The organism is Cypionkella sp. TWP1-2-1b2, from assembly GCF_049896245.1.
In the GTDB taxonomy this organism is placed as follows: Bacteria; Pseudomonadota; Alphaproteobacteria; order Rhodobacterales; family Rhodobacteraceae; genus Cypionkella.
The window spans coordinates 55,882-78,064 of sequence record NZ_JAFCTX010000005.1; the positions used below are offsets into that span (position 1 = coordinate 55,882).

Annotated in this window: 27 protein-coding genes and 1 tRNA gene; 14 read left to right on the forward strand and 14 right to left on the reverse strand. The window is 59.9% G+C overall.

What is annotated here, in order from left to right; all coding sequences use genetic code 11:
- Nucleotides 1–36: 36 nt before the first annotated feature.
- Entirely contained in the window at nucleotides 37–2,004 is a 1,968-nt protein-coding gene (gene aspS / locus ACP7AP_RS04360; protein WP_426032603.1) for an aspartate--tRNA ligase, read from the reverse strand.
- Nucleotides 2,005–2,149: 145 nt separating this feature from the next.
- Here aspS and ACP7AP_RS04365 point away from each other — a divergent pair, with 145 nt between their 5' ends.
- Together ACP7AP_RS04365 and ACP7AP_RS04370 are read left to right on the forward strand one after the other, a co-directional pair.
- Complete coding sequence (locus ACP7AP_RS04365; RefSeq protein ID WP_426032605.1) at nucleotides 2,150–2,509, forward strand: YigZ family protein; 360 nt, start codon at nucleotides 2,150–2,152, stop codon at nucleotides 2,507–2,509.
- 38 nt (nucleotides 2,510–2,547) lie between these two features.
- Nucleotides 2,548–2,910, forward strand: a complete 363-nt coding sequence (locus tag ACP7AP_RS04370) for a diacylglycerol kinase (RefSeq protein WP_426032606.1) — start codon at nucleotides 2,548–2,550, stop codon at nucleotides 2,908–2,910.
- Nucleotides 2,911–2,961: 51 nt separating this feature from the next.
- Here ACP7AP_RS04370 and ACP7AP_RS04375 read toward each other — a convergent pair whose 3' ends face one another.
- The 6 genes from ACP7AP_RS04375 to ACP7AP_RS04400 are packed head-to-tail and all read right to left on the reverse strand — an operon-like array spanning nucleotide 2,962 to nucleotide 7,237.
- The gene (locus ACP7AP_RS04375) at nucleotides 2,962–4,521 is read right to left on the reverse strand and encodes a hypothetical protein (protein ID WP_426032608.1); all 1,560 of its coding nucleotides are present in this window, start codon (nucleotides 4,519–4,521) and stop codon (nucleotides 2,962–2,964) included.
- The gene (locus tag ACP7AP_RS04380; RefSeq protein WP_426032610.1) at nucleotides 4,514–4,684 is read right to left on the reverse strand and encodes a hypothetical protein; all 171 of its coding nucleotides are present in this window, start codon (nucleotides 4,682–4,684) and stop codon (nucleotides 4,514–4,516) included. The genes ACP7AP_RS04375 and ACP7AP_RS04380 overlap by 8 nt, the downstream gene beginning before the upstream one ends.
- A gap of 39 nt (nucleotides 4,685–4,723) precedes the next feature.
- A complete protein-coding gene (locus tag ACP7AP_RS04385; protein WP_426032612.1) occupies nucleotides 4,724–5,098 on the reverse strand; it encodes a thiol-disulfide oxidoreductase DCC family protein in 375 nt (124 codons plus the stop codon).
- A 48-nt stretch (nucleotides 5,099–5,146) separates the two neighbouring features.
- Nucleotides 5,147–5,812 carry a 5-formyltetrahydrofolate cyclo-ligase gene (locus ACP7AP_RS04390; protein ID WP_426032614.1) on the reverse strand — a complete coding sequence of 222 codons (666 nt, stop codon included), beginning with the start codon at nucleotides 5,810–5,812 and terminating at the stop codon, nucleotides 5,147–5,149.
- Nucleotides 5,809–6,834: an NAD(P)H-dependent flavin oxidoreductase gene (locus tag ACP7AP_RS04395; protein WP_426032616.1), complete on the reverse strand. Its 1,026-nt coding sequence runs from the start codon at nucleotides 6,832–6,834 to the stop codon at nucleotides 5,809–5,811. Before ACP7AP_RS04395 ends, ACP7AP_RS04390 begins: the two co-directional genes overlap by 4 nt.
- Entirely contained in the window at nucleotides 6,827–7,237 is a 411-nt protein-coding gene (locus tag ACP7AP_RS04400; RefSeq protein WP_426032618.1) for a DUF488 domain-containing protein, read from the reverse strand. Before ACP7AP_RS04400 ends, ACP7AP_RS04395 begins: the two co-directional genes overlap by 8 nt.
- A gap of 193 nt (nucleotides 7,238–7,430) precedes the next feature.
- On the opposite strand from ACP7AP_RS04400, the gene ACP7AP_RS04405 reads away from it, so the two are divergent.
- Nucleotides 7,431–8,765: an MATE family efflux transporter gene (locus ACP7AP_RS04405; protein WP_426032620.1), complete on the forward strand. Its 1,335-nt coding sequence runs from the start codon at nucleotides 7,431–7,433 to the stop codon at nucleotides 8,763–8,765.
- On the opposite strand, the gene ACP7AP_RS04410 is transcribed toward ACP7AP_RS04405, so the two are convergent.
- On the reverse strand, nucleotides 8,766–9,179 hold the full coding sequence (locus ACP7AP_RS04410) for a hypothetical protein (RefSeq protein WP_426032622.1): 414 nt from the start codon (nucleotides 9,177–9,179) through the stop codon (nucleotides 8,766–8,768). It lies immediately after the preceding gene.
- An 8-nt stretch (nucleotides 9,180–9,187) separates the two neighbouring features.
- Nucleotides 9,188–10,390 carry a pyridoxal phosphate-dependent aminotransferase gene (locus tag ACP7AP_RS04415; protein WP_426032624.1) on the reverse strand — a complete coding sequence of 401 codons (1,203 nt, stop codon included), beginning with the start codon at nucleotides 10,388–10,390 and terminating at the stop codon, nucleotides 9,188–9,190.
- A 96-nt stretch (nucleotides 10,391–10,486) separates the two neighbouring features.
- Between ACP7AP_RS04415 and ACP7AP_RS04420 the strand changes: the two genes are divergently transcribed.
- From ACP7AP_RS04420 to ACP7AP_RS04430, 3 genes are all read left to right on the forward strand, one after another.
- Nucleotides 10,487–10,888, forward strand: a complete 402-nt coding sequence (locus ACP7AP_RS04420; protein ID WP_426032626.1) for a helix-turn-helix domain-containing protein — start codon at nucleotides 10,487–10,489, stop codon at nucleotides 10,886–10,888.
- Nucleotides 10,885–11,157 (forward strand): succinate dehydrogenase assembly factor 2, encoded by a 273-nt coding sequence (locus ACP7AP_RS04425; protein WP_426032628.1) that lies wholly within the window; start codon nucleotides 10,885–10,887, stop codon nucleotides 11,155–11,157. The genes ACP7AP_RS04420 and ACP7AP_RS04425 overlap by 4 nt, the downstream gene beginning before the upstream one ends.
- Nucleotides 11,158–11,244: 87 nt before the next feature.
- A complete protein-coding gene (locus tag ACP7AP_RS04430) occupies nucleotides 11,245–11,742 on the forward strand; it encodes a MarR family winged helix-turn-helix transcriptional regulator (protein WP_426032629.1) in 498 nt (165 codons plus the stop codon).
- A gap of 63 nt (nucleotides 11,743–11,805) precedes the next feature.
- Here ACP7AP_RS04430 and ACP7AP_RS04435 read toward each other — a convergent pair whose 3' ends face one another.
- The 3 genes from ACP7AP_RS04435 to ACP7AP_RS04445 all read right to left on the reverse strand — a co-directional run bounded on the left by ACP7AP_RS04435 (nucleotide 11,806) and on the right by ACP7AP_RS04445 (nucleotide 16,389).
- Nucleotides 11,806–13,869 carry a capsular polysaccharide biosynthesis protein gene (locus ACP7AP_RS04435; protein ID WP_426032631.1) on the reverse strand — a complete coding sequence of 688 codons (2,064 nt, stop codon included), beginning with the start codon at nucleotides 13,867–13,869 and terminating at the stop codon, nucleotides 11,806–11,808.
- Between the two features lie 7 nt (nucleotides 13,870–13,876).
- A complete protein-coding gene (locus ACP7AP_RS04440) occupies nucleotides 13,877–15,010 on the reverse strand; it encodes a polysaccharide biosynthesis/export family protein (RefSeq protein WP_426032633.1) in 1,134 nt (377 codons plus the stop codon).
- A gap of 89 nt (nucleotides 15,011–15,099) precedes the next feature.
- Nucleotides 15,100–16,389: a capsule biosynthesis protein gene (locus ACP7AP_RS04445; protein WP_426032635.1), complete on the reverse strand. Its 1,290-nt coding sequence runs from the start codon at nucleotides 16,387–16,389 to the stop codon at nucleotides 15,100–15,102.
- A 159-nt stretch (nucleotides 16,390–16,548) separates the two neighbouring features.
- Between ACP7AP_RS04445 and ACP7AP_RS04450 the strand changes: the two genes are divergently transcribed.
- The 5 genes from ACP7AP_RS04450 (at nucleotide 16,549) to ACP7AP_RS04470 (ending at nucleotide 19,779) form a co-directional block, all read left to right on the forward strand.
- On the forward strand, nucleotides 16,549–17,145 hold the full coding sequence (locus tag ACP7AP_RS04450) for a riboflavin synthase (protein WP_426032637.1): 597 nt from the start codon (nucleotides 16,549–16,551) through the stop codon (nucleotides 17,143–17,145).
- 102 nt (nucleotides 17,146–17,247) lie between these two features.
- Nucleotides 17,248–18,342, forward strand: a complete 1,095-nt coding sequence (gene ribB / locus ACP7AP_RS04455; protein WP_426032639.1) for a 3,4-dihydroxy-2-butanone-4-phosphate synthase — start codon at nucleotides 17,248–17,250, stop codon at nucleotides 18,340–18,342.
- A gap of 3 nt (nucleotides 18,343–18,345) precedes the next feature.
- The gene (locus tag ACP7AP_RS04460) at nucleotides 18,346–18,846 is read left to right on the forward strand and encodes a 6,7-dimethyl-8-ribityllumazine synthase (RefSeq protein ID WP_426032641.1); all 501 of its coding nucleotides are present in this window, start codon (nucleotides 18,346–18,348) and stop codon (nucleotides 18,844–18,846) included.
- On the forward strand, nucleotides 18,843–19,316 hold the full coding sequence (nusB, locus tag ACP7AP_RS04465; protein ID WP_426032643.1) for a transcription antitermination factor NusB: 474 nt from the start codon (nucleotides 18,843–18,845) through the stop codon (nucleotides 19,314–19,316). The genes ACP7AP_RS04460 and nusB overlap by 4 nt, the downstream gene beginning before the upstream one ends.
- Nucleotides 19,317–19,410: 94 nt before the next feature.
- Nucleotides 19,411–19,779 (forward strand): META domain-containing protein, encoded by a 369-nt coding sequence (locus ACP7AP_RS04470; protein WP_426032644.1) that lies wholly within the window; start codon nucleotides 19,411–19,413, stop codon nucleotides 19,777–19,779.
- Between the two features lie 37 nt (nucleotides 19,780–19,816).
- Here the strand turns inward: ACP7AP_RS04470 and ACP7AP_RS04475 are convergent, their stop codons facing one another.
- Nucleotides 19,817–20,131 (reverse strand): hypothetical protein, encoded by a 315-nt coding sequence (locus tag ACP7AP_RS04475; RefSeq protein ID WP_426032646.1) that lies wholly within the window; start codon nucleotides 20,129–20,131, stop codon nucleotides 19,817–19,819.
- Here ACP7AP_RS04475 and ACP7AP_RS04480 point away from each other — a divergent pair.
- Both ACP7AP_RS04480 and ACP7AP_RS04485 read left to right on the forward strand, forming a co-directional pair.
- On the forward strand, nucleotides 20,130–20,975 hold the full coding sequence (locus tag ACP7AP_RS04480) for a DUF481 domain-containing protein (RefSeq protein ID WP_426032648.1): 846 nt from the start codon (nucleotides 20,130–20,132) through the stop codon (nucleotides 20,973–20,975). The two genes, ACP7AP_RS04475 and ACP7AP_RS04480, sit on opposite strands and share 2 nt — an antisense overlap.
- A gap of 323 nt (nucleotides 20,976–21,298) precedes the next feature.
- Nucleotides 21,299–21,760, forward strand: a complete 462-nt coding sequence (locus ACP7AP_RS04485) for an MmcB family DNA repair protein (protein ID WP_426032650.1) — start codon at nucleotides 21,299–21,301, stop codon at nucleotides 21,758–21,760.
- On the opposite strand, the gene ACP7AP_RS04490 is transcribed toward ACP7AP_RS04485, so the two are convergent.
- Nucleotides 21,738–21,953 carry a DUF6324 family protein gene (locus tag ACP7AP_RS04490; protein ID WP_304925697.1) on the reverse strand — a complete coding sequence of 72 codons (216 nt, stop codon included), beginning with the start codon at nucleotides 21,951–21,953 and terminating at the stop codon, nucleotides 21,738–21,740. The two genes, ACP7AP_RS04485 and ACP7AP_RS04490, sit on opposite strands and share 23 nt — an antisense overlap.
- Nucleotides 21,954–22,055: 102 nt before the next feature.
- Between ACP7AP_RS04490 and ACP7AP_RS04495 the strand changes: the two genes are divergently transcribed.
- Nucleotides 22,056–22,132: transfer RNA gene (locus ACP7AP_RS04495), tRNA-His, on the forward strand.
- Nucleotides 22,133–22,183: the final 51 nt, after the last annotated feature.

The following is a 22,183-nucleotide window of genomic DNA, read 5'->3' on the forward strand; positions in this document are numbered from 1 at the left end:
GACCTGCGCGGACAGACCATCCAGATGGTTCAGCGCTTATTCTTTCGGCGTGACGCGCAGGGACAGCTCACGCATCTGGGCGTTGGTGGGTTCAGACGGTGCGCCCATCAACATGTCTTCGGCACGCTGGTTCATCGGGAACATAATGACCTCGCGGATGTTCGGCTCATCGGCCAGCAGCATCACGATACGGTCGATGCCAGCGGCGCAACCACCGTGCGGCGGGGCGCCGTATTTGAAGGCTTTGACCATGCCGCCGAAGCGTTTTTCAACCTCGGAGTTCGGATAGCCCGCCAGTTCAAACGCCTTGAACATGATTTCGGGCTTGTGGTTGCGGATGCCGCCAGAGATCAACTCGTAACCGTTGCAGGCCAGATCATATTGATAAGCATAGACTTCCAGCGGATCGCCGTTCAGCGCCTCCAGCCCGCCTTGTGGCATCGAGAACGGGTTGTGGGAGAAATCAATCTTGCCGTCATCGGTTTTCTCATACATCGGGAAATCGACGATCCAAGCGAATTTGAAGCAGTTCTGCTCGGTGAGGTTTAGTTCGCGGCCGATTTCATTGCGGGCACGGCCGGAGATCGCCTCGAAGGTTTCCGGCTTGCCGCCGAGGAAGAACGCGGCGTCGCCAAGGCCGAGGCCGAGTTGTTGGCGGATGGCTTCGGTGCGTTCGGGACCGATGTTTTTGGCGAGGGGGCCAGCGGCTTCATTCAAATGGGTAAATGTGTTCTCAATTTCCGTGCTTGCGTTTGCTATCTTTTTACCATCCCCAGACTCAATATCTTTCCGAATACGCTCGGCGTTTTCGATATCTGCGTCAGGTAGTGATTTCATCGCTTCCAGAACGGCTCTGTTGCTGGCTACACGCCCCAGACACCAATCACGAAGCGCATCAGCAATTTGATTTCGCCAGAAGATATACCCCATCCCCGGCAAACCTTCTTTCTGCGCAAACGCGTTCATGCGGTCGCAGAATTTGCGCCCGACAGGCTCGCCGCTGGGGCCTTTTGGGGCCGGAATAGCCCGCACTTCATTGCCGGGTTGCTCCAGCAATTTGGCGAAGATTGCAAAACCGGAGCCTGCGAAATGCTCCGACACGTCCTGCATCTTGATCGGGTTGCGCAGGTCGGGTTTGTCGGAACCATACCATTTCAGGCTATCGCGGTAGGCGATCTTGGTCCAGTCGGAATAGGTTTTCTTGCACGGCGCGAATTCTTCAAAGATGCCTTGCACCACCGGTTGCACGGCGGCGAAGACATCTTCCTGCTCGACAAAAGACATTTCAATATCAAGCTGATAAAAGTCGGTCGGCGAGCGGTCTGCGCGCGGATCTTCATCGCGGAAGCAGGGTGCAATCTGGAAATAGCGGTCAAATCCCGCCACCATGATCAGTTGTTTGAACTGCTGCGGCGCTTGCGGCAAAGCGTAGAATTTGCCGGGATGCAACCGCGACGGCACCAGAAAGTCGCGCGCGCCTTCGGGTGAAGATGCGGTGATGATCGGGGTCTGAAACTCGGTAAAACCCTGATCCCACATCCGGTTGCGCATCGAGCGCACCACGTTCGAGCGCAGCATCATGTTGCGGTGCAGTTTTTCGCGGCGCAGATCGAGAAAGCGGTAGGTCAGCCGGGTTTCCTCGGGGTAATCGACATCGCCGAACACCGGAAGCGGCAGTTCCTCGGCGGCACCCAGCACGGTCAGGCCAGTGGCGTAGACCTCAATCTCACCGGTTGGCAGTTTGGCGTTGACCAGCGACGCATCGCGGCCCTTCACCCGGCCATCAATCCGCACCACCCATTCGGCGCGGACTTTGTTGATATCGGCGAAGGCCGGGCTGTCGCTGTCGGCGATGACTTGGGTGATGCCATAATGGTCGCGCAGGTCGATGAACAACACGCCGCCGTGATCGCGCACCCGATGCACCCAACCCGAAAGGCGGACGTCATTGCCCACATGAGATTTATTCAAATCGGCGCAAGTGTGGCTGCGATAGGCGTGCATGGACTTCCCCTTCACGGAGGCTAGATCGGTTTTGCCCGATACACTCTGCCCATTGGGTGAAGTCAAGCCCAAGGCATTGCGCTTTGCATTTCATACTGGCTCAAATACTCCCGCCGGAGGCTTCTACAGTGGAAACGGAACCAGCATGTTGCAGATCATGGATGTTTTGCGGGATCGTGGCTCGCGTTATGCGGTGTCAGGCGGGCCCGTGCGGGGGCGCGCGGGGGTTGAGGCGTTTTTGGTCGATCTGAAGCGGGCCAAGAAATTCGCCAAGGCGACGCATAACACTTGGGCATGCGTGCTGTCGGACGGTGGCGCTGTGAAGGGCGATGATGGCGAGGCGGGTGCTGCGGCGGTGATCCTGAAGATGCTGGAGCGGGCCGAGTTGCGAAACCATATCGTGGTGGTGACGCGTTGGTACGGTGGTGTGCATCTGGGCGGCGACCGCTTTGCGCATGTGGTGACTGCGGTGCGGGCTTATCTTGAGGCGCTTGCCAAGGCGTGAGGCTTGCGCTTGGATGGCGGCCTCAAATGGGGGGAGCCATGCGGGATATTTTGCGCGCCGAGGCACGGCGGTTTGCCAATACGGTGATTTGGTCGTGGGACGGTTGGGTTGCGGCTTGGGCTACGGAAAAGACCTTGCGGCAATGGACTGTGGTGAACGTGCTGTCCGCGACTTTGGCGTTTTCGATTGAGATATCGGTGGCCGAGCGTGGTCTGATCCTTGCCTTGGGCCTGTTGGTGCTGGCGGCGGAGTTGATGAACACCGGGCTGGAGGAAGTCGTCGATTACATCTCAAAGGCCGATGATCCGCGCGCCAAGAAGGCGAAGGATTGCGGCTCGGCGGCGGTGGCTTTGACGGCGATTGCGGGCGGGGTGGCTTGGGTTGTGATTCTGATCGGGTAGGGCGATCAGAAATGTTGCGAATTTGGGGCGGGCTGTGATCGAATTGTGCGATCAGAAATCGACTTTGGCGGGTTGTTCATACGTGAATTGCATCGCTTCGCTGAATTCTTTCTCACAGACTCCGGCGTTGATGCGGTCTTTCAAGCGATCCCACACCACATTGTCGGTCGCAGCACCGTTGCCGCATTGGTTTTCTGGCGTGCCCCTGTTTTCGCAGATCATGCGCAGGAAGCTGAGTTGCTTGGCCAGCGGGCAGTTCACGATCTCGTCCAGCTTGGCCAGTTGTTCGGGAGTAAAGTCGGAAATATCCGCGGCGCGCATCAGGTTGTTCTGATCCTGAACGATTTGCACCTTCGGCCGAACGGCTTGGGACAATGCCCAGACATCGTAGAGAGAATAGTGGATGGCGTTGTGGAAATACGGCTCTGCGCGGGCGATACTGTCCAAATCCTGCGCGCGCAGGGTAAGCTCGGTAATGTCGAGCCAAAGCTCTGGCGCTGTCGGCACCAGCTTTAGTGTCGCTTGCAGGCGCGTGACGAGATCGGCTTTTTCGGCGGCGGTTACGGGTCGGTTGGCGAATGCCTCGGCATCGCTTAGAATGGCGAAGTAGTGATGCAATAGGCTGGGGTTCAGCGGGTCTTTCGCAAGTGCCGTTTGCAGTTCGGGGATCGTTCTCTGAAGGGCAAGGCGGTATTCGGGGAAGGTTGCGTCAAGGGGTGAGACGTTGTTTCGTTCATTGCGGAAGATATCGAGTTTGCGCGCCTCACGCGTGGTCAGATTGCGCTCGGCCTTGACGTTTTCCAACATCTCGATGGCGTCTTGTCCAGAGGTCAAGCCATCCATCAGATCATTCAGGCGCGCGTAATCCAGCACGGGATTGGGCGTGAACATCAACAGTTGGTGTGCTGCGGCGCGTTGGTCGCCATACCAGAAATTGGCGTAATACACCGCGTCGATGCGGCAGACTTCGGGGCTGTAGTCTTTGATGTCGGTGATCTTTGGCGCGTAGCGATCACAGAGCAGGTTGACCTGTTCGGGGCGTCCGTTCCATTGCGGGGCCAGCGCAAACATCGCCCGCATCAGGCTGCCGCGATTGGGCTGGCTGGTCATGATGCGTTCAAGTTCCAGAGGAATAATGGATTTGTTGCCCAAGGTTGCGGTCAGGCGCAGCAAACCGTCCGAGGCCGGGATCAGGTCGGGTTGCAGTTCGGTCGCGCGTTTGAACAGCGGGAAGGCGGCGCGGTGGCGGGAGGTTATCGCCGCGAACGCTTGGTTCGTGGTGTTTTGCATCGTGCGTTCGCCGCGTAAAATCCAACCCCAGTCATAGAGATTCCAGGCTTTGGCGGTCAGTGCGCGGGGGTTGTCGGGATCATTCTCTGCCCAATCCAGCACAAACTGGCCAATGGCGGGGTCGGTCAGGCCGAAGACAACATAGAGATCACGCTCGGCATCGGGGGTCTGGGCGGCGGTGTATTCGGTGTGGGCGGCGATCAGGGCGGCATCGGTGGCGACGAAATCACGGGCCAGCACGAGCGCGCGCAGATCGTCAAAGCTGATTGCGGCTTGGGCGGGTGAAGCGAGAAGGCAGAGCAGCAGCAGGAGGTTACGCATTGGGCTGCGGGGCCCGCGATTGCTGTGGGGCGGGGGTGCAATGGGGCAGAACAGGGTGCAGCAGGTCGGCGGTGATCTCGGTGCCTTCGGCGCAGAGCACGGGTTCGGACTGGGGGAGCGCGTAACCGGGCAGCGGCAGCAGCAGGAAAATTAAGCGCAACATGGGGCAACCTCACCGGGAATTCCCGTGCAGGTTGTCAGGCTATTGCGGCAGGTTTTTGGCCGTTTCGCGGCGTTTGTGGGCGCTGTAAAGGATCGGGGCCATGACGTGATCGTACAACGCGCATGTCAGCGGGTGGATCAGCGGTAATGCGGTGATGCGGGCGACCAGCCGCCAGCGTGGCAGTTGCGCCCAGAGGATTTGGAAGGCCGGGATACCAGAGAGCAGTTGGCCTTGGTGCAGGACATGCAGGCGTTTTGCGGCAGCTTCGGGCGTGACACCCCAAGCGGCGGCGTGGGTCAGGTCATCGAAGCGTAGGGGCAGATCTTCAGCGAGGGCTGCCTTGCGGTAATGGCCGATCTCAAAGCGGCAAACCGGGCAGGTTTCGTTATAAAGTACGCGGGTTTCATCAGCCATGGCGCAAGTATAGCGGATTTTTCGGTGGTGGAGATGTGGCGTTGCGTCTCAGGCGTGAAGCGGCTGTGGGCCGGATTCTGTCAGGATATAATCCATAGGAATATCATGCGGTTGTGGGAAGATTGTGGGCAAGTGGGCGGCATCCAGACCGATGCCGATGGCGATGGGCGAAGGGGTGAGGCTGGCAAGGGTGCGGTCGAAATAGCCACCGCCGTAGCCTAAGCGGAAGCCAGCGCTGTCCCAACCGACGAGGGGCGAGAGCGTGATATGGGGGGTGATCTCGGGGCCCGTCGCGGGGGTGGGGATGTTCCAGAAGCCGCGCTCCATCGGGGTTTCGGGCGTCCAGGCGCGAAAGGCGAGCGGGGCTTTCGGGGTGAGGATCAGCGGCAGGGCGGCGGTGGCCCCTTCTGCCGCGAGGCTGGCAAGCCAGAAGCGCAGGTCAAGTTCGGCTTTGATCGGCCACCAAGCCGAGATGATCAGGCCACTCAGGCTGGGAAAGCGCTGGGCGAGCAGGTGGTCAAGGTGGCTGGCGATGGATTGGGCCGCAGCTTGGCGGGTGGCGACGGCGAGGGCGGCGCGCTCGGTCAGCAGGCGGGTGCGTTCGACTTTGCGCCACCGTGCGACGTCAGTGGCTTGTTGCGGGTCGATATGATCGGGGTCAATTTCCTGCGCAAGGCAAGCGGGGGAGGCGTAGGGGCGGGGCGCTTGGGTCATGGCGATGTGAGCCGGGCGAGGGCCGTTTGGGCCTCGGCCAAGATCGTGGCGATGCGCGCGGCGGCGGTGGGCAGGGTGGTGATCAGCGCAGCACTTTGGCCGGCGTAATTGGGCATGGCTTCGAGATTGCCCGTGGTGATGCGCAGCGGGCTGTCGGTGCTGTAGCGCAGCAGCGGGCGGCCATCCTCATGGGCAATGATCTCGCGCGGCAGGGTGTCGGGGTGGTGGCCTGTCAGGGTGTGGCCGATGGCATCGGTGACGGAATTGCGGATGACGCGCACCGGCGCGTTCGGCGGCCAGTTCAGTGCGAAGATGTCGGTGTAGACGGTATCCTCGGCAGAAGCCGCCAGCACGCGGGCTTTGTGGTCATCATGTGCGAAGGATTCTTCGGTGGCGAGAAAGGCGGTGCCGCAGTGGATGGCTTGGGCCCCCAAGGCGCGGGCGGCGATGAGGCTGGCTCCGGTGGCAAAACCGCCTGAGGCGACGATGGGGAGGGCGCTTGCGCGGGCGACCTGCTCGACCAAGATCAAAGCGGCGGCGGTGCCGTGGACATGGCCGCCCGCCTCGACACCTTGCACGATCAGCACATCTGCTCCGGCGGCTTCGGCTTCTAGTGCTGCTTGCAGCGAGCCTACTTGGTGCAGCACAAGGCAGCCAGCGGCTTTGGCGCGCTGGATGGCTGCGGGGACGGGGTGCCAGAAGAAACACATGGCGGCGACTTTTTTCGCAAAGCAGGCGTCGAGTTCGGCGTCGAGCAAAGCGGGGTCGGTTGCGGCGGGGATCAGGTTGACGGCGAAAGGCATTGTGGTGCGGGCGCGGATGGCGTCGATTTCCCGCGCGATGAGCTCAGGGGATTCGCGGACCATCCCGAGGATGCCGTAGCCGCCTGCGTTTGCGACGGCTGCAACGAGGTCTGATCGGGCAACGCCGCCCATGCCTGCCAGCAGGATCGGGTGCTCGCAGCCAAGCAGGTCGCAGACGGGGGTGCGCAGGTTCTGATGCGTGGGCAGGGGGTTAGGCATGATTTGCCTCGTGCGTTAGGGTTTCGAGAAGCACATCACGCAGGATCAGGGCGTGGGTGTGATTGGTATCGCGGGCGGCGTAGATCAGGGTGACGGGGCCTTTGCGGCACCACTTCAGCGCTTCGGCGAGGGGTTCGGGCGTGGCGGTCAGTTCGGCGCGGTAACGGGCGGTGAAATCGGCCCATTTGGCGGGATCGTGGCCGAACCATTTGCGCAGGTTGGGGCTGGGGGTGGCGGATTTGAGCCAAGCCTCAATCGGCAGATCGGATTTGGCGATGCCGCGCGGCCAAAGGCGGTCGACCAGCAGACGGGCTCCAAGCGTGGGTGTGCCTGCGCGGATGTCATAGGCGCGGATAAGGTGGATTTGCGGTGGCTTGATCTGGCGGGTGGAGTTGGGCGGCATCGCGGTCACTCTATGACAGGGCTTACGGTAGGCGCGCGGAGTGGGGAATGTAAATGCCGCGTTATCGACGGGGTTTCGTGAAATCCGACATTGCGTTGCTGCGATGCGCTGAGCCGGGTGCGCTGCGCTGCGGCGGAAGCGGTGTCTTGTGGCGGTGATCTGGGACTTGTAAGGCTGCGATATGATCAAAAGAATGTCCTACATCTTACATGCCCGCGCGACACTGGCCTTGGGGCTGCCGCTGGTGGGCAGTCATTTGGCGCAGATGGCACTGCATGTCACCGATACCGTGCTGTTGGGCTGGTATGGGGTGAATGAACTCGCCGCCGTGGTGCTGGCAACTTCGACGTTCTTCGTGATTTTCATCCTTGGCGCGGGGTTTGCGCAGGCGGTTTTGCCGATGGTTGCCACGGCGGTAGGGCGCGGCGATGAGGGCCAGGTGCGGCGCGATACAAGGATGGGGATGTGGTTGTCGATTGGATTCGGTTTGCTGACGTATCCGGTGTTTTGGTGGTCTGAGGCGTTGTTGCTGGCCCTAGGGCAGCGGCCTGAAGTTTCGATTTTGGGGCAGGATTTTCTGCGGATCGCGGGGCTCGGGATGATCCCGGCGCTGTTGGTGATGGTGTTGAAGAATTACCTAGCGGCGTTAGAGCGCACGCAGGTGGTTTTGTGGGTGACGCTGGCGGCGGTGGGGGTCAACCTTGTGCTGGCCTATGCGTTGATCTTTGGCCATTGGGGTGCGCCGGAATTGGGCGTGCGCGGGGCGGCGATAGCCTCGGTTCTGGTGCAGTCTTTGACGGCTCTGGCGCTGGCGATTTATGCCGGTTGGCTGCCAGAACTGCGGCATTTCCGGCTGTTCCAGCGGTTTTGGCGCCCCGATTGGCAAGCTTTGCATCAGGTGTTCCGGCTGGGGTGGCCGATTGGGGTGACTTCGCTGGCCGAGAGCGGGTTGTTTCAGGCGACGGCGCTGATGATGGGCTGGATTGGCACGGTGGAACTGGCAGCGCATGGCATCACCATGGAGGTCGCGGCACTGTCGTTCATGGTGCATCTGGGGTTGTCCAATGCCGCGACGGTGCGGGCCGGGCGGGCAGATGGCGCGGGTGACGCCCAAGGCCTGCGCGATGCGGCCAAGGTTGCGATTGCGCTGTCGATCGGGTTTGGCGCGGTGATGGTTGTGCTGTTTCTCAGCTTTCCAGTGGCGATTATTTCGCTGTTTCTGGACGAGAGCAAACCGCAGAGCGCTGAGATCATTGCCTTTGGTGTCACGCTGCTGGCGATGGCAGCGCTGTTTCAGATGGCGGATGCGATGCAGGTGATGGCGCTGGGCTTGCTGCGGGCGATCAAGGACACAAGGGTGCCGATGATTGCGGCGGCGGTCAGCTATTGGGGGATCGGGATTCCCTGCGGCTATTTCCTCGCGTTCCATGCTGGAATGGGCGGCATTGGTTTGTGGGCAGGGCTGGTGATTGGGCTGGTGTTCGCGGCAGTGACGATGATGTGGCGGTTCTGGCACCGGGTGCGGTGATTACTCCGCCGCTTCGCCCTTCATCAGACGCTCGGCCTTTTTGCGCACCAGAACGGAGCGAAGGTCGTGCATGGCGAGAAGCAGAAGGTCGGTAACTTCCTCTAACTGCGCGTCCGAGGCTTTGGACTGTACCCATTGCGTCGTCAGGTTCATGTGATCGACGGCGCGCAGGATATCATCGACATCGCGGGCGGCCAGCATGGCTTGGCGCTTGGCGACCCATTTGCCGATCATCGTGATTTCATCCGGCGTCAGTTTGTGGTCGCCATGCGGCTTGATATTGCCGTTCTTGACGTTGACCAGCGCGATTTCTTCCATGTCGATGCGGCGCTGGCGGTTTTCGGTATCAACCCGGAACACGGCAGCACCGTTGTCACGGATGCGGAAGTAGAACTCGGGCAGATCGGATGACATAGCGTCCTTCAGGTCAGCGTGGCGCAGAAATTCTGGATGCGGGTGCAGGCTTCGCGCAAAGTCTCGTCCGCCGTAGCGTAGCTGACGCGGAAGTTTGGCGATAGACCGAAGGCAGCACCAAACACCACGGCGACGCCGGTTTCTTCCAGAAGGGCGGTGGCAAAGACCTCGTCATTGCTGATCTTGGTGCCTGCGGCGCTGGTTTTGCCGATGCAGCCGGAAATGTCGGGGTAGACGTAAAACGCGCCTTCGGGTTTCGGGCATTTGATGCCGCGGGCGTCGTTCAGCATCGAAACCACCAGATCGCGGCGGCGTTGGAAGATTTTGCGGTTGGGGGCAAGGAAGTCTTGCGGGCCGGTCAGGGCCTCCAACGCCGCATATTGGCTGACCGAGCACGGGTTTGAGGTGGATTGCGACTGGATCGTGCCCATGGCTTTGATCAGATGTGCGGGGCCTGCGGCATAGCCGATGCGCCAGCCAGTCATCGCATAGGATTTCGACACACCGTTGCAGGTCAGGGTGCGGTCGTAGAGTTTCGGCTCAATCTGCGCGGGGCTGGTGAATTCAAAGTCGTCGAACACCAGATGTTCATACATATCATCGGACATGATCCAGACATGCGGGTGTTTCAGCAGCACATCACACAGGGCGCGCAATTCGGCACGGGTGTAGCCCGCGCCCGTCGGATTGGACGGCGAGTTGAAGATGAACCACTTGGTTTTCGGCGTGATAGCGGCATCCAACTGCGCGGGCGTGAGTTTGAAATCGGTGTCGATGGTGGCCACAACCGGAACCGGAGTGCCGCCCGCGAGCAACACCATGTCTGGGTAGCTGACCCAATACGGCGCGGGGATGATCACCTCGTCACCGGGATTACAGGTGGCCATCAAGGCGTTGTACAGCGTCTGCTTGCCGCCCGCGCCGACGGTGATTTGATTGGGCGCATAGGTCAGGCCGTTCTCACGCGCGAATTTCTCGCAGATCGCCTTTTTCAGCTCCGGGATGCCATCAACGGCCGTGTAGCGGGTTTTTCCTGCATCAATTGCACGCTTGGCGGCATTGCGAATATTAAGGGGGGTGTCAAAATCCGGCTCGCCCGCGCCCAGACCGATCACGTCGCGGCCAGCGGCTTTGAGCTCGGCTGCCTTGGTGGTGACGGCGATGGTGGGCGAGGGTTTGACGCGGGCGAGGGTGTCGGACAGGAAGGCCATGGGGCGGGCTCCGAGGGCTGGTTTGCAATTTTCGCCTCATTGCCATAGGATGCACCCCCTACGCAATCAAGCGATATCACCTTATGGAGAGGCAAGATGGCAGAAATCAACAACGAGACTTGGTATAGCGAAGCCGCTGCAACCTTCGGCGACAGGCTGGAGGCTGCGCGCGAATCCTGTGGCATGAGCCAGACCGAGTTGGCGCAACGGCTTGGCGTGCGCGACACCACGATCATAAGCTGGGAGGCCGACGCATGGGAGCCGCGCGGCAATCGCTTGCAGATGTTGGCCGGGATGCTGAATGTCTCGCTGATGTGGCTGCTGTCGGGGCGGGGCGAAGGCGTGGCCGCGCCCGATGCACGCGAGCCGCTCGCTTTGCCTGCGCGCAGCGTGTTGGCCGATATCACCCGTCTGCGTCGGCAAATGCAGACGCTGGGTTTAGAGCTGACGCAGGCCGAGCAGAAACTTGCAGTCGAATTGCGAGGGATGGCACAATGAGGGAAACCGAAGAAGCGCGGCTGAAGCGGATGGCGATGCGCAGCTGGCGGCGTGGCATGAAAGAGATGGATTTGATTTTGGGCCCCTATGCGGATGCGCATTTGGCAGGGATGAGCGAAGATAGGCTGGTTGTTTTCGATAAACTTTTAGAGGAAAACGATCAGGACCTGTTGCCATGGGTGTTGGGGCAGAACCCTGCACCCGGCTATCTAACGGAATTGATTGCAGAAATTGGCGTCTATGCGCGGGGGCGGCTGGCTGTGCGGTAATTTGCGCCAAAATCGTGGCGAGTTTACGATATGTTTTTGTTTTATGCCGATTCTATCCGCAGGTGCCATCGCTCGCGGAGTTAACAAATGAGTTTAAATGACCCCCTGCTGGACGGCTCGCAAAAGCTGTTGATGGCGGGCTATCTCGACAATCTGGCGTTGCTGGAGCGGCTGCATCGGCTGCTTTTGGACGTGATCAAGGATGAATTTGAACGGGTGGCGGTGCTTGAGATCAACTCGGTTCAGGCTTTGCTGTTGTTCAACATTGGCGAGAATGAGGTGACGGCGGGCGAGTTGAAATCGCGCGGCTATTACCAAGGCTCGAACGTGTCATATAACCTGAAAAAGCTGGTCGAACTGGGCTATATGCACCATCAGCGCTCGGAGATTGACCGCCGTTCGGTGCGGGTGCGGCTGTCGGAAAAGGGCCGCCGGGTGCGCGGGATGCTCACCGATCTGTTCCAGCGCCATGCCGAAGGACTGGCGAAGCGGGGTCTGGTCGATGCCAATAACATGGAAAACATGAACCAATCGCTGAAGCGGATGGAGCGGTACTGGACCGAACAGATCCGGTATATTTACTGAACGGGCGGTTTGGCGAAGGCCAAAATCGCCAGGCCGCTGCGGGCTAGAATGGCCCGAGCGTGGTTAACGCCAAAACCGGGAATAGGTGGCAAACCGCCCCTGTAGCTTTGCCAGAAGGCGAAGTCCCAACCCGGTTGGGGTATCGGTGCCTGTGGCCAAGCGGTGGATCACCACTTCGGGCGGGCAGGGCTTGCGGCTGACCGGATCGTAATAGCGCGGATAGGCGATCAGGGCGGCGTGGGCGAGGGCGAGAAGGCTGGGGCGGGGCAGCGGATGGCCATCTTTGGCTTGTTTGCGCCGTGCCGGGATTTGGCCCAAGTCTTGGGTCAGGCCCCATCCGGCATAAAACGGTGCGCCAACGCAGGTGACGCGTTTGCCGCGCAGCAGAGCCTCGAAGCCAAGCAGCGAAGTCATGGTGACGACGGCGTCACAGGCCTCGATCAGTTGAATCGGGTCGGCGTGGTGGGCAATGACATTTGCCAGACCGCGCAGAGTGGCGTCTGGAATGGTGCCGGGGCGCAGGCCAGCCTCAACATCGGGGTGGGGTTTGTAGATGATTGTCGCGTTGGGATGGGCGGAACGGGCGGCTTGCAGCAATGCAAGGTTGGTACGGATATCGCCTGCACCAAGGCGGATTGAAGCGTCATCCTCGACCTGACCGGGAACAAGCACGCGCATGCCTTCGGGCAGATCGGGCAGGCTGCCGGAGAGGTTATATTTCGAAAGCCGCGCGGCGATCAGGGCGGCGATCAGCTTTTCAGTGCGGCGCGCGGCATCAGGGGGCAGCGGGGTTTGGATCAGCTGTTCAAGGCGGCTTTCGCGGGTGGGATCGTAGTAGATGCCGAGATCGTCGGTGACGAGGGAAAGCGGTGGTACGAGTTCGGCACCCAAGCCCCGCGAGCGCAGGAAACCATCCTCAACCCGGCGGATGGTCAAGGTTTCGGGCAGGTCAGCGGGCTCTTTGCCTGCCCAGACGAGCAGACCCCGGCCCGTGGCGCGGGCTTTGGCGATGGCTTTCGTAGGATTATCCTGAAAAATCATCGACTTTTCGCGACCGAATACGGCTTGCAACCGGGCGCGCTTCCACACGCGCATCCCAAGCGCGACATGACCAAGCCGATCTTCGCGGTGGGCGCGGGCTTCGGCCTCTAGTTGATCGACAGCCTCTTCAAAGCTGCACAACCGGTTACGGCAGGGATCGACCCAAGTGGGCGCGAGGATCATCGCGGCGGCGAAAAGCTGGGTTTTGGTCAGGACGCGTTTGCGGCGGTCGATGGGGAAAGCGTCAGAAGTCAGGCCCCATCCTGCGTAGAACGGCTGGCCGAAGACGTGGGGACGGTGGCCTGCGAGAACAGCCTCGAACCCGAGTTGCGAGGACACTGTGTAGACGGCGATGGCACCCTCTAGAAGCGCCCAAGGCGATACGGGGCTTGTCAGCAGGCGGATGCGGTCGGTTTGATCGGCGGCGGTGAAATGGCCGCGACGCAGGCCGAGTTGCGTCTCGGGATGGGTCTTGATCACAATGCGGGCAGTGGGGTGTTCGCTTTGCGCGGTCGCCAGCATCTCGGCAAAGCGGGCGGCATTTGCCCCGGAATGGCGGATCGAGGCATCGCCTGTGGTTTGATCCACCACCAGCACATAGCCAGGAGCGGGCAAGGGAGCGTCTGCGCGGTGAAGGTTGTATTTTGACAAGTCTAGGGTGCGGATTCTGGCAATACCGTCCCTTGCGCGGGCCAATAAGTTCGAATCGTCTAAGGAGTGTTTGGCGAGGATCGTCTCTAGCATAGACGGGGTGCCACTGTCGAAATATACGCCGAGGCCGTCGATCAGTAGGCCCAAGGGCGCATCGCCCAAGCGACCGGGGCGGATGGAACGCAGAAAAGCATCCTCGACACGGATCAATGGTACATTATAGCGTGCTGCAATCGCCTCACCGCGCCGCGCGTAGGGCGAGCGGCCCCAGACCACCACGCCATCCTCGGGGCCGGGCAGGCTGAGGCACAAGTCATACCCGGCCAGCGCGAGTATCCGGCGCAGGTGGGGTTGGCGCAGGAAGCCCGCGTTGTAATAGAAAAGCCGCCGGGGAATGATCCCGGCGGCTTGGCTGTTGGGTCCGGCTACGGTCAAGACCCGCTCATTGCCCCGTGGTGGCGATGTTGTTGGCCGCAGCAGTCGAGCCCGAAATCGCCGACAGGGTTTTGGTCCACTGCACGAAGGGCGCTTCGGTGACATAGACGGTGTCGCCGTCGCGGATCAGGAAGTCGCGCGCCTCAAACATGCCAGTTGGTTGAGTAAGATCAAGCACATAGACCATGCGCTGATCGCCTTTCAGATCGCGGCGACCCAGCACGGAATTGGCAACTTCGGCGGGCTCGTTGCGGAACACGAACACCCCGGTGGGGTCTGCGGTGCCGGTGTTCAGGCCGCCAACGGTGGCCAAAGCCTCAATTGCCGAGAGGGTTTGGGTTTCAAACGGGATCTTGCTTTGCGAGCCAGTGGCCCCCATCGCCACGAAAGAGCGGGTGTCTTTCTCGACGGTGATTTTGTCACCGGGACGCAAAGCGATATCGAGACCGGGGTTGGAGTAGAGGTCTTCCAGCCAAATCGAGCCGGTCTTATTGCCGCGCGTGACCCGCACGATGGCAACGGCAGGTTCAATCGTCACGCCACCCGCCTTTGAAAGCATGGCGGACAGCGTGCGGGTTGGGCGTTCAATCGGGAACACACCGCTGGCCCCGGCGAAACCGGAAACCGAGACGGTCGAACCATCGCCAGCCAGACGCTGCACCGAGATTTGCGGATCAGGCGTCTGGGTGTCGAGCTTTTTGGTTATAATGTTGCGCAAACCGTCGGGCGACTGTCCCGCCGCTTTGATTTTTCCGGCATAGGGCACGAAAATGTAGCCTGCACCATCGACCTGAATCTCGGTCAGGGCGGAAACGCGTTGCCCGGTATTGCCGAGCAGCGGATCATCCTTGACGTTTTCATAGATCGTCAGGCCCAGCACATCCCCCGGCGAGATCACATCTGATCCGACCACCCCGGCATTGCGGAAAGCCGAACTGAACCCCAGCGCGGGCGTCACGGCGGTGGCGCGGGTCACCCGCGCGTTGACCGTCACGATGAAGGCGTCGCCCTGTTTCAGGACCGAGCCTTTGAAGATTTCTGCCTTGTTGGGGCCAGAGCGCGGCAGGCCACAGGCCCCGACCGCACCGACAAGCGCCACAAGGGCAAGGGCTTTCGCCCCCCTCGTTCCGGTAATTTTCACTGCCCGGGCTCCTTTAACTGGATTTGCCTCAAGTTTTGCCTGCAAGGCTACAGAAAGACGAAACAAAATGCCAGTCTTGCTTTTTTTGTTCACTTAACGAGGTGCAACTGTTGCCGTGGTGCCGCTTTGCCCGAAGTAAGCGCATCGTAGGGGTCTTCCGGTTGCAGCATCATATCTACCACCTGTCGTAGCAATTCACGCCGCCCGCGCGCACTGTAGAAGCCGCCCGGCACTTGGCTGGTTTCCAACAAATAGTGGCGATAATCGCGGTAAGCGCGGCTGTCGGGGCGGGTGGGCAGGGTGAAGAAGTCTTTCAGGCTTTGGGTGGAGACGAATTCAGGTTTGGCATAGACCGCAGCACCAAAGGTTTTTAGCGGCAATCCGCGCCACAGAACTTGCTGGGCGGCGGTAGAATTCACTGTCACGGCAGAGCGGGCGTGGTTCAAAAGCGCCGCCAATTTGCCGCCGCGCACGAAATGCACGCGAGAGGTCACGCCATGCAGGGCGGCCAAGCGTTTGATTTCACGCGCAACGGGGACACGGCCATCTTCCAAAGGGTGGGCTTTGAAGACGATGTGGTGATGCGGGGCGGCACCTTTGGCGAAGCCTTCGATCACCAGCGCCAGAAACTCGGTCATGGTTTTGAACGGCGAGTGCATTTGAAAGCTGGCGTCATGTTCCAGTTGCAGCAGCACCAGATGATAGGGGAAGCCGCCGTGTTTGATGCGGAAAGTGGCGGCGATACGCTCCCAGCGATGCACGGGCAGCAGCACAAGGCGTTTGACATAAAGCCAGAATTCTTGCCGCACGCTTAGGGCGCGATGCGGTCGAAAATTGCGATAATCCCAAAATCCGGTCATTACGAACCAATGATAGAGCGCGCCCCAGAACATATGCTGGCGCATGTCACCCCACCGGGCGGGGGCGTCGGGGAGTTCCATGTCCAAAGCCTCGAGCGCCTTTTGCATCTGCGGCACGGACATCTGCATCAGCCGCGAATTGCCGTTCGAGCCGCCACGTTCATAGCTGATCCAATAGGGCCGCAGATAGCCTTCCTCAAACACATGTACCGTTATGCCGGCGGCGCGGGCGGCAGCGACAGCTGTGGCATGGATGGGCCGGGTGTCGCCATATAGCACGATATCGGTGATTTGCTTTTGCTCGATCACCGCGCGGAAGGCCAGCGGCCAGTCTTGCAGCGTGCCTTTATAGGCGATGTAGCTGTCATCGCTGGGCCAAAGCGCGCGGTCGCCCCGGTTGAAGCCCACGCGCCAGACCTGCGCGCCTGCGGCTGTCAGCATTTTGCCAAGGCGATGGAAATACGGGCCATGCGGACCCTGCAAAAACAGAAAGCGGCGATCTTGAGCTGAACCTGACATGTTTCTCGCGTTTTTAGTCTGCCTGCGCCGGAGGGTTCCAGAATAGAAGGGGAAAACTGCGGCTTTGTGAACCGTTACCGTAAAAGCGCGGCGAATTTGAGGCGATTGCGCAAGCCGGGCGCAGACGGTAGCTTTGCGGCAAATCATGAGGGCTATGCTATGTTTACCGGAATTGTCACCGATATGGGCGAAGTGCTGGAGTTGGAGCAGCGCGGCGATCTGCGGGCGCGGATCGGCACAGTCTATGATGTTGACCGTGTGGATATAGGCGCGTCGATTGCCTGCGAGGGGGTTTGCCTGACCGTGGTGGCGCTGGGAACAAGCCCGCGCAACTGGTTTGATGTGCAGATTTCGGCGGAATCGGTGTCAAAGACCAATCTGTCGGGGTGGAAGCCTGGCAAACGGCTGAACCTAGAGCGGGCGCTGAAAGTCGGTGATGAACTGGGCGGGCATATCGTCTCGGGGCATATTGATGGCGTGGCCGAGGTGGTGCGGATCGTGCCCGAGGGCGAGTCCGTGCGGGTGACGTTTCGCGCGCCAGAGGCTTTGGCGAAGTTTATTGCGTCAAAAGGCTCGGTTGCGCTGAATGGTACATCGTTGACGGTGAATGAGGTCGATGGCTGCGATTTCGGTATCAATTTCATCCCGCACACGCAGGCGGTGACGACTTGGGGTGAGGTCAAGCTGGGCGATAAGGTAAACCTGGAGGTCGATACCATGGCGCGTTATGTGGCGCGGTTGCGCGAGTGGGAGTAGGCTTCGCCGCACAGACCTTGTTCGGTTAAGCAGGCGGCGCGGCTCTGGCTTTCTGGCCCCTTTGGCGCTAAGGGCAAAGAGAGAGTTGCAGGAAGCCAGATCATGACCACACGCACGGAATACTCGGACGCAATCTCGTCCGTAGAAGAAATCATCGCAGACGCCCGCAATGGCCGGATGTTCATTCTTGTGGACCACGAAGATCGCGAAAACGAAGGCGATCTGGTGATTCCGGCGGAAATGGCGACGGCTGAGGCGGTGAATTTCATGGCGACGCATGGCCGCGGGCTGATTTGCCTGACGCTGACCGGAGCGCGGATTGATGCTTTGGGGCTGCCGCTGATGGCCTCGAAAAACTCCAGCCGTCATGAGACTGCGTTTACCGTGTCGATTGAGGCGCGTGAGGGGGTGGAGACCGGGATTTCGGCGCAAGATCGCGCGATCACGATTGCAGTGGCGATTGATCTGAAGTCGGCTCCGAGTGATCTGGCAACGCCGGGCCATGTCTTTCCGCTGCGCGCCCGCGATGGTGGCGTGCTGGTGCGCGCGGGGCATACCGAGGCTGCGACGGATATCTCGCGGCTGGCGGGCTTGAACCCGTCGGGCGTGATCTGCGAGATTATGAAGGATGACGGCACAATGGCGCGACTGCCCGATCTGGTGGCGTTTGCGCAAAAGCATAATCTGAAGATCGGCACGATTTCCGATCTTATTGCCTATCGTCGGCGGCATGACAATCTGATCAAGGAACGTTCCGTCAAGCGGGTGCAATCTGTGCATGGCGGCGATTGGCTGATGCGGATTTTCGCCGATGAAACTCATGGCGATGAGCATGTCGTGCTGACCAAGGGTGATCTTTCTGGCGATGGTCCGGTGCTGGCACGGGTGCATACGCTGAACGCGTTGGAGGATGTGCTGGGCATTGGTGACGATCATGTCGGCGATTTGCAGGGCGCGATGCGGGTGATTTCTGCCGAGGGGCGCGGGGCGATCGTGCTGCTGCGCGACACCTCGATGAAGGTGGAGGCGGGGGAAGTCAGCCCGCACACGCTGCGGCAATATGGTTTGGGCGCGCAGATTCTGTCGGCACTGGGCTTGAGTGCGATCACCTTGGTGACAAATTCCAAGGCGCCGAAAGTGGTGGGCCTCGATGCTTATGGGCTGTCGATTGTCGGCACCCGCGCGATTTCGGAGTAGATCATGGCTGCCAATGAAACCCGTTACACCCTGCCGTTGCCGGAATTTCGCGCGCCTGTGAAGCTGCTGATCGTGGTGGCCCCCTACTATAAAGACATCACCGATCAGTTGGTGGCAGGCGCGCAAGCTGTTGCTGCGGCTTGCGGTGCGACTGCCGAGATCATCGAAGTGCCGGGGGCGCTGGAAGTGCCGACGGCGATTGCTTTGGCCGAACGGATGGCGAAGTTTGACGGCTATGTCGCGCTCGGCTGCGTCATTCGCGGGGAAACGACGCATTATGATACCGTGTGCAATGACAGTTCTCGGGCGATTACCATGCTGGGGTTGCAGGGCGCTGCGATTGGCAATGGCATCCTGACGGTGGAAAACCGCAAGCAGGCAGAAGTGCGTGCCGAGGCGCTTGGGCAAAACAAAGGTGGCGGTGCAGCCGCTGCGGCCTTGCACCTGATCGCCTTATCGCGCAAATGGGCGACCGACACCAAGGGGATCGGTTTTCGTCCATGACTTCCAACACCGCCAAGCCTGACAAGAAGCAGATGAAATCAGCCGCACGGCTTTATGCCGTGCAGGCGTTGTTTCAGATGGAAGCCTCGGGACAGACCGTCGAGTCGATCCGGCGCGAGTTTGAAACCCATCGCTTCGGGGCGATTTATGATGGCGACGAGATGGCGGAGGGCAATGTCGATCACTTCCGCGCCGTGGTTGACCATGCGGTTAACTTTCAGGCGATGATCGACCAGATGACCGACCGGGCCTTGGTTGCGAAATGGCCGATTGACCGGATTGACCCGGTGATCCGGGCTTTGTTCCGTGCCGCTGGGGCGGAATTGACCCAGATGGTGACGCCACCGAAAGTCACGATCAACGAATATGTCGATGTCGCCAAGGCGTTCTTCCCCGAGGGGAAGGAATCGAAATTCGTCAACGCGGTGCTGGATCATATGGCGCGCGAAGCGAATCCCGAGGCATTTTAGGGTCCTAGGCCCATTAAGTTTCAGGGCCAAATCTTTTCCAAGGATATGGCTTTGGCGCGCGTCAAAGTCTTATCGGTTGTGAAAGGACTATGTGATGAAACATTTCTGGATGGCGGCGCTGATGCTGGCGGCTTGTGTGGAGACCGGGCAGGCGGGCACCGATTGGGTGCTGGCCTCGGTCGATGGCGCGGCGGTGGATTATACTGCAACGCTCAGCTTGGCCGAGCCGGGGCGGGTGGTGGGTCAAGCGCCCTGCAACCGCTACTTCGCCGATGTGACGCGGGACGGTGCGGCCTTTAAGCTGGGCATGATTGGCACCACCCGGATGGCCTGTTTGCAGATCAAGGGCGAAGCTGCGTTTTTCCAAACGCTTCAGGGCATCGAGACGGCTGAGGAGACGGCGGCGCAACTTGTGTTGACCGGGGCGGGGCATCAGATGGTGTTCATGCCCGCAACGCAGTGATCCGCCGATACAGAGATTTCGGCGCTGATCACGCGGCTTATGGGGCTGTTTCTGCGGTTTTGCGCAACACTGGCAGGTTGCCGCTACAGCCGAGCAGGCCAAAAGCCTTCAAATTTTGCGTGTTTAACGGGCCATCCAAGACCTTGGGGTTGGTTCCATCACGTTTCTGTAACACTGGGCGTGTTACAGGATTTGCGCAAAAACTCGCCGTAAATTTTCTGATTTCGGCGGAAAAATGATGTGAAATCATTTGCTTGGCATCTGGGCTTGAATGACCTCTCCCGATGAAACATTTGCACTTCAGCGCCGGAAAACTTCGGTGCAAGGGATAGATGTTGAAAGGACGGATCATGAAGAACGTAACTCGTATCGCGGCAGTATCCGCATTCGCTCTGGCTATGGGGTCGATGCCCGTCTTGGCACAGACAACGCTGTTGGGGTCGTCTGCGGTGAACGATCAGGTCGACGATTTGGCGATCAAAGCCAACCGTGACATGGCGCGCGGCAATGATGAGATGCGCTTTGGCAACCAGGATATGCGCCAAGGCATGTCGGGGTCGGCGTCGCTGGGCTATAGTGGCAAAACCGGCAATAATGAATCGCAAGAGTTTTCAGCTGGCGCGCGGTTGCGTTTCAACCAAGATCGCTTTGTGCAGACCCTCAGCTTTGTCGTTGACTATGCCGACGCCGATAACGTGAAGTCGAAAGAAGATGTTTTGGCGGTCTATGACGCCAACTATTACTTCACCGACAAGATTTACGGCTTTGTCTTGGGCCGGATCAATTCGGATGGCTTGGCGCAGGATGCGGTCGATCCTTCCACCTCGTTGTCGAAAGATGCGTTCTTGGGCTTTGGTCCGGGTTACCGTATCGTGAACAACGAGAACATCGCTTGGCGCGTGCAGGCCGGTGTTGGTATCAGCTATCTGGAATTCGGTGATGACCGCAGCACAACTGAATCTGCGGGAATCGTTTCGTCGCGCTTCTTCTATAAGATCAACGAAAACGTTTTTGCCAGCATGGACACCGATGTGCTGAAATCGGACACCGCACTGCGCATCGGCAACGACTTGGGCGTGAGTTTCAAGGTAACGGACGCGTTCTCGACGCGTGTCAGCTATCTGACGGACTATAACGACAGCCGCGCGATCCGCGCGGACAACAAACTGGGCGTGTCGCTGGTTTACGGCTTCTGATCACGGCCTGAGATGCGGAAAAGGGGACAGCGCGCGCTGTCCCCTTTTTCATGCGCTGGGTCGAAGTGGCGGGCCCGCAGCGGCCGTGACGGCGTGAATTTCCCGAGAGCCTGAGTGTTCAGGTTGGTCGCCAGGTAGCAAGACCAGGATCTTGCCAGAGCCAGCTCCCTCGGAGATGCTTATCGGCCACTGGAAAAGGGCCATACACGAGAAGAGCAGAACTCGCCAAGGCTGAATGTAGGCTTGCATGGGTGCGATAGCAAGGGCGTAGCATCGGGCCCGAGGGGCTTGCAGCGTGTTCACCTTTGGTTCATATTTTCCCAATGGATATCGAAGACATCTTGCCCGTGATGCCCGGCCAGCGCCTTGCGCGCGGGGTGTGCCGTGCCATGCGGCAGTTTGATTTCGTGACAGTGGAAGAACTGGTGCCGACCCCCGGCTTGCGGGTCGATGTGATGGCGCTGGGGCCCAAGGGCGAAATCTGGATCATCGAGTGTAAATCCAGCCGCGCCGATTATAGGGCGGATCAGAAATGGCAGGGCTACCTCGAATGGTGTGACCGATTTTTCTGGGCGGTGGATGGCGATTTTCCAATCCAGTTGCTGCCCGAGGCATCAGGTCTGATTATAGCCGACGCCTATGACGCAGCGATTGTGCGGATGGGGCCGGACACGCCGCTGAGCGCTGCCCGTCGCCGCGTGATGCTGCAAAAATTCGCCCGTCATGCAGCGCTGCGGCTGCAAAGTTACCGCGACCCCGGCGTCAGCGTTTTTTCTTGGGCTTAGCGCCACCGGCAATCGCCCGCGCGGCTTCGGCTGCTGCCATCAGTTCTTCGGCGATTTCTTCGGCCTCATCAGCGTCAAAATCCAAAGGCAGCTCAACGCCGCCATCCGCTTCGATATAGATCCGCACCATGCCCAGCTCGGTCGGGCCGATCTGGATGTTGGCTGCGATGTCGCTTTGCTTGTCGATGCCCATCTGGCTGTTCCTTTATCTTTGCATTGGGGTAACAAGCGGCGCAAACTTTGGCAATCCTGCCCTTGCAATCCCGCAAGCGTGGCGTTAAATCCCCGCTTGCGTGCCGCGTTAGCTCAGTTGGTTAGAGCGCTAGATTGTGGATCTAGAGGTCCCCCGTTCGAGCCGGGGACGTGGTACCATCCTTCCTTCAGCCTTGGTTAAAGCCCGCTTGTATCTGATTGCGGCTCTTG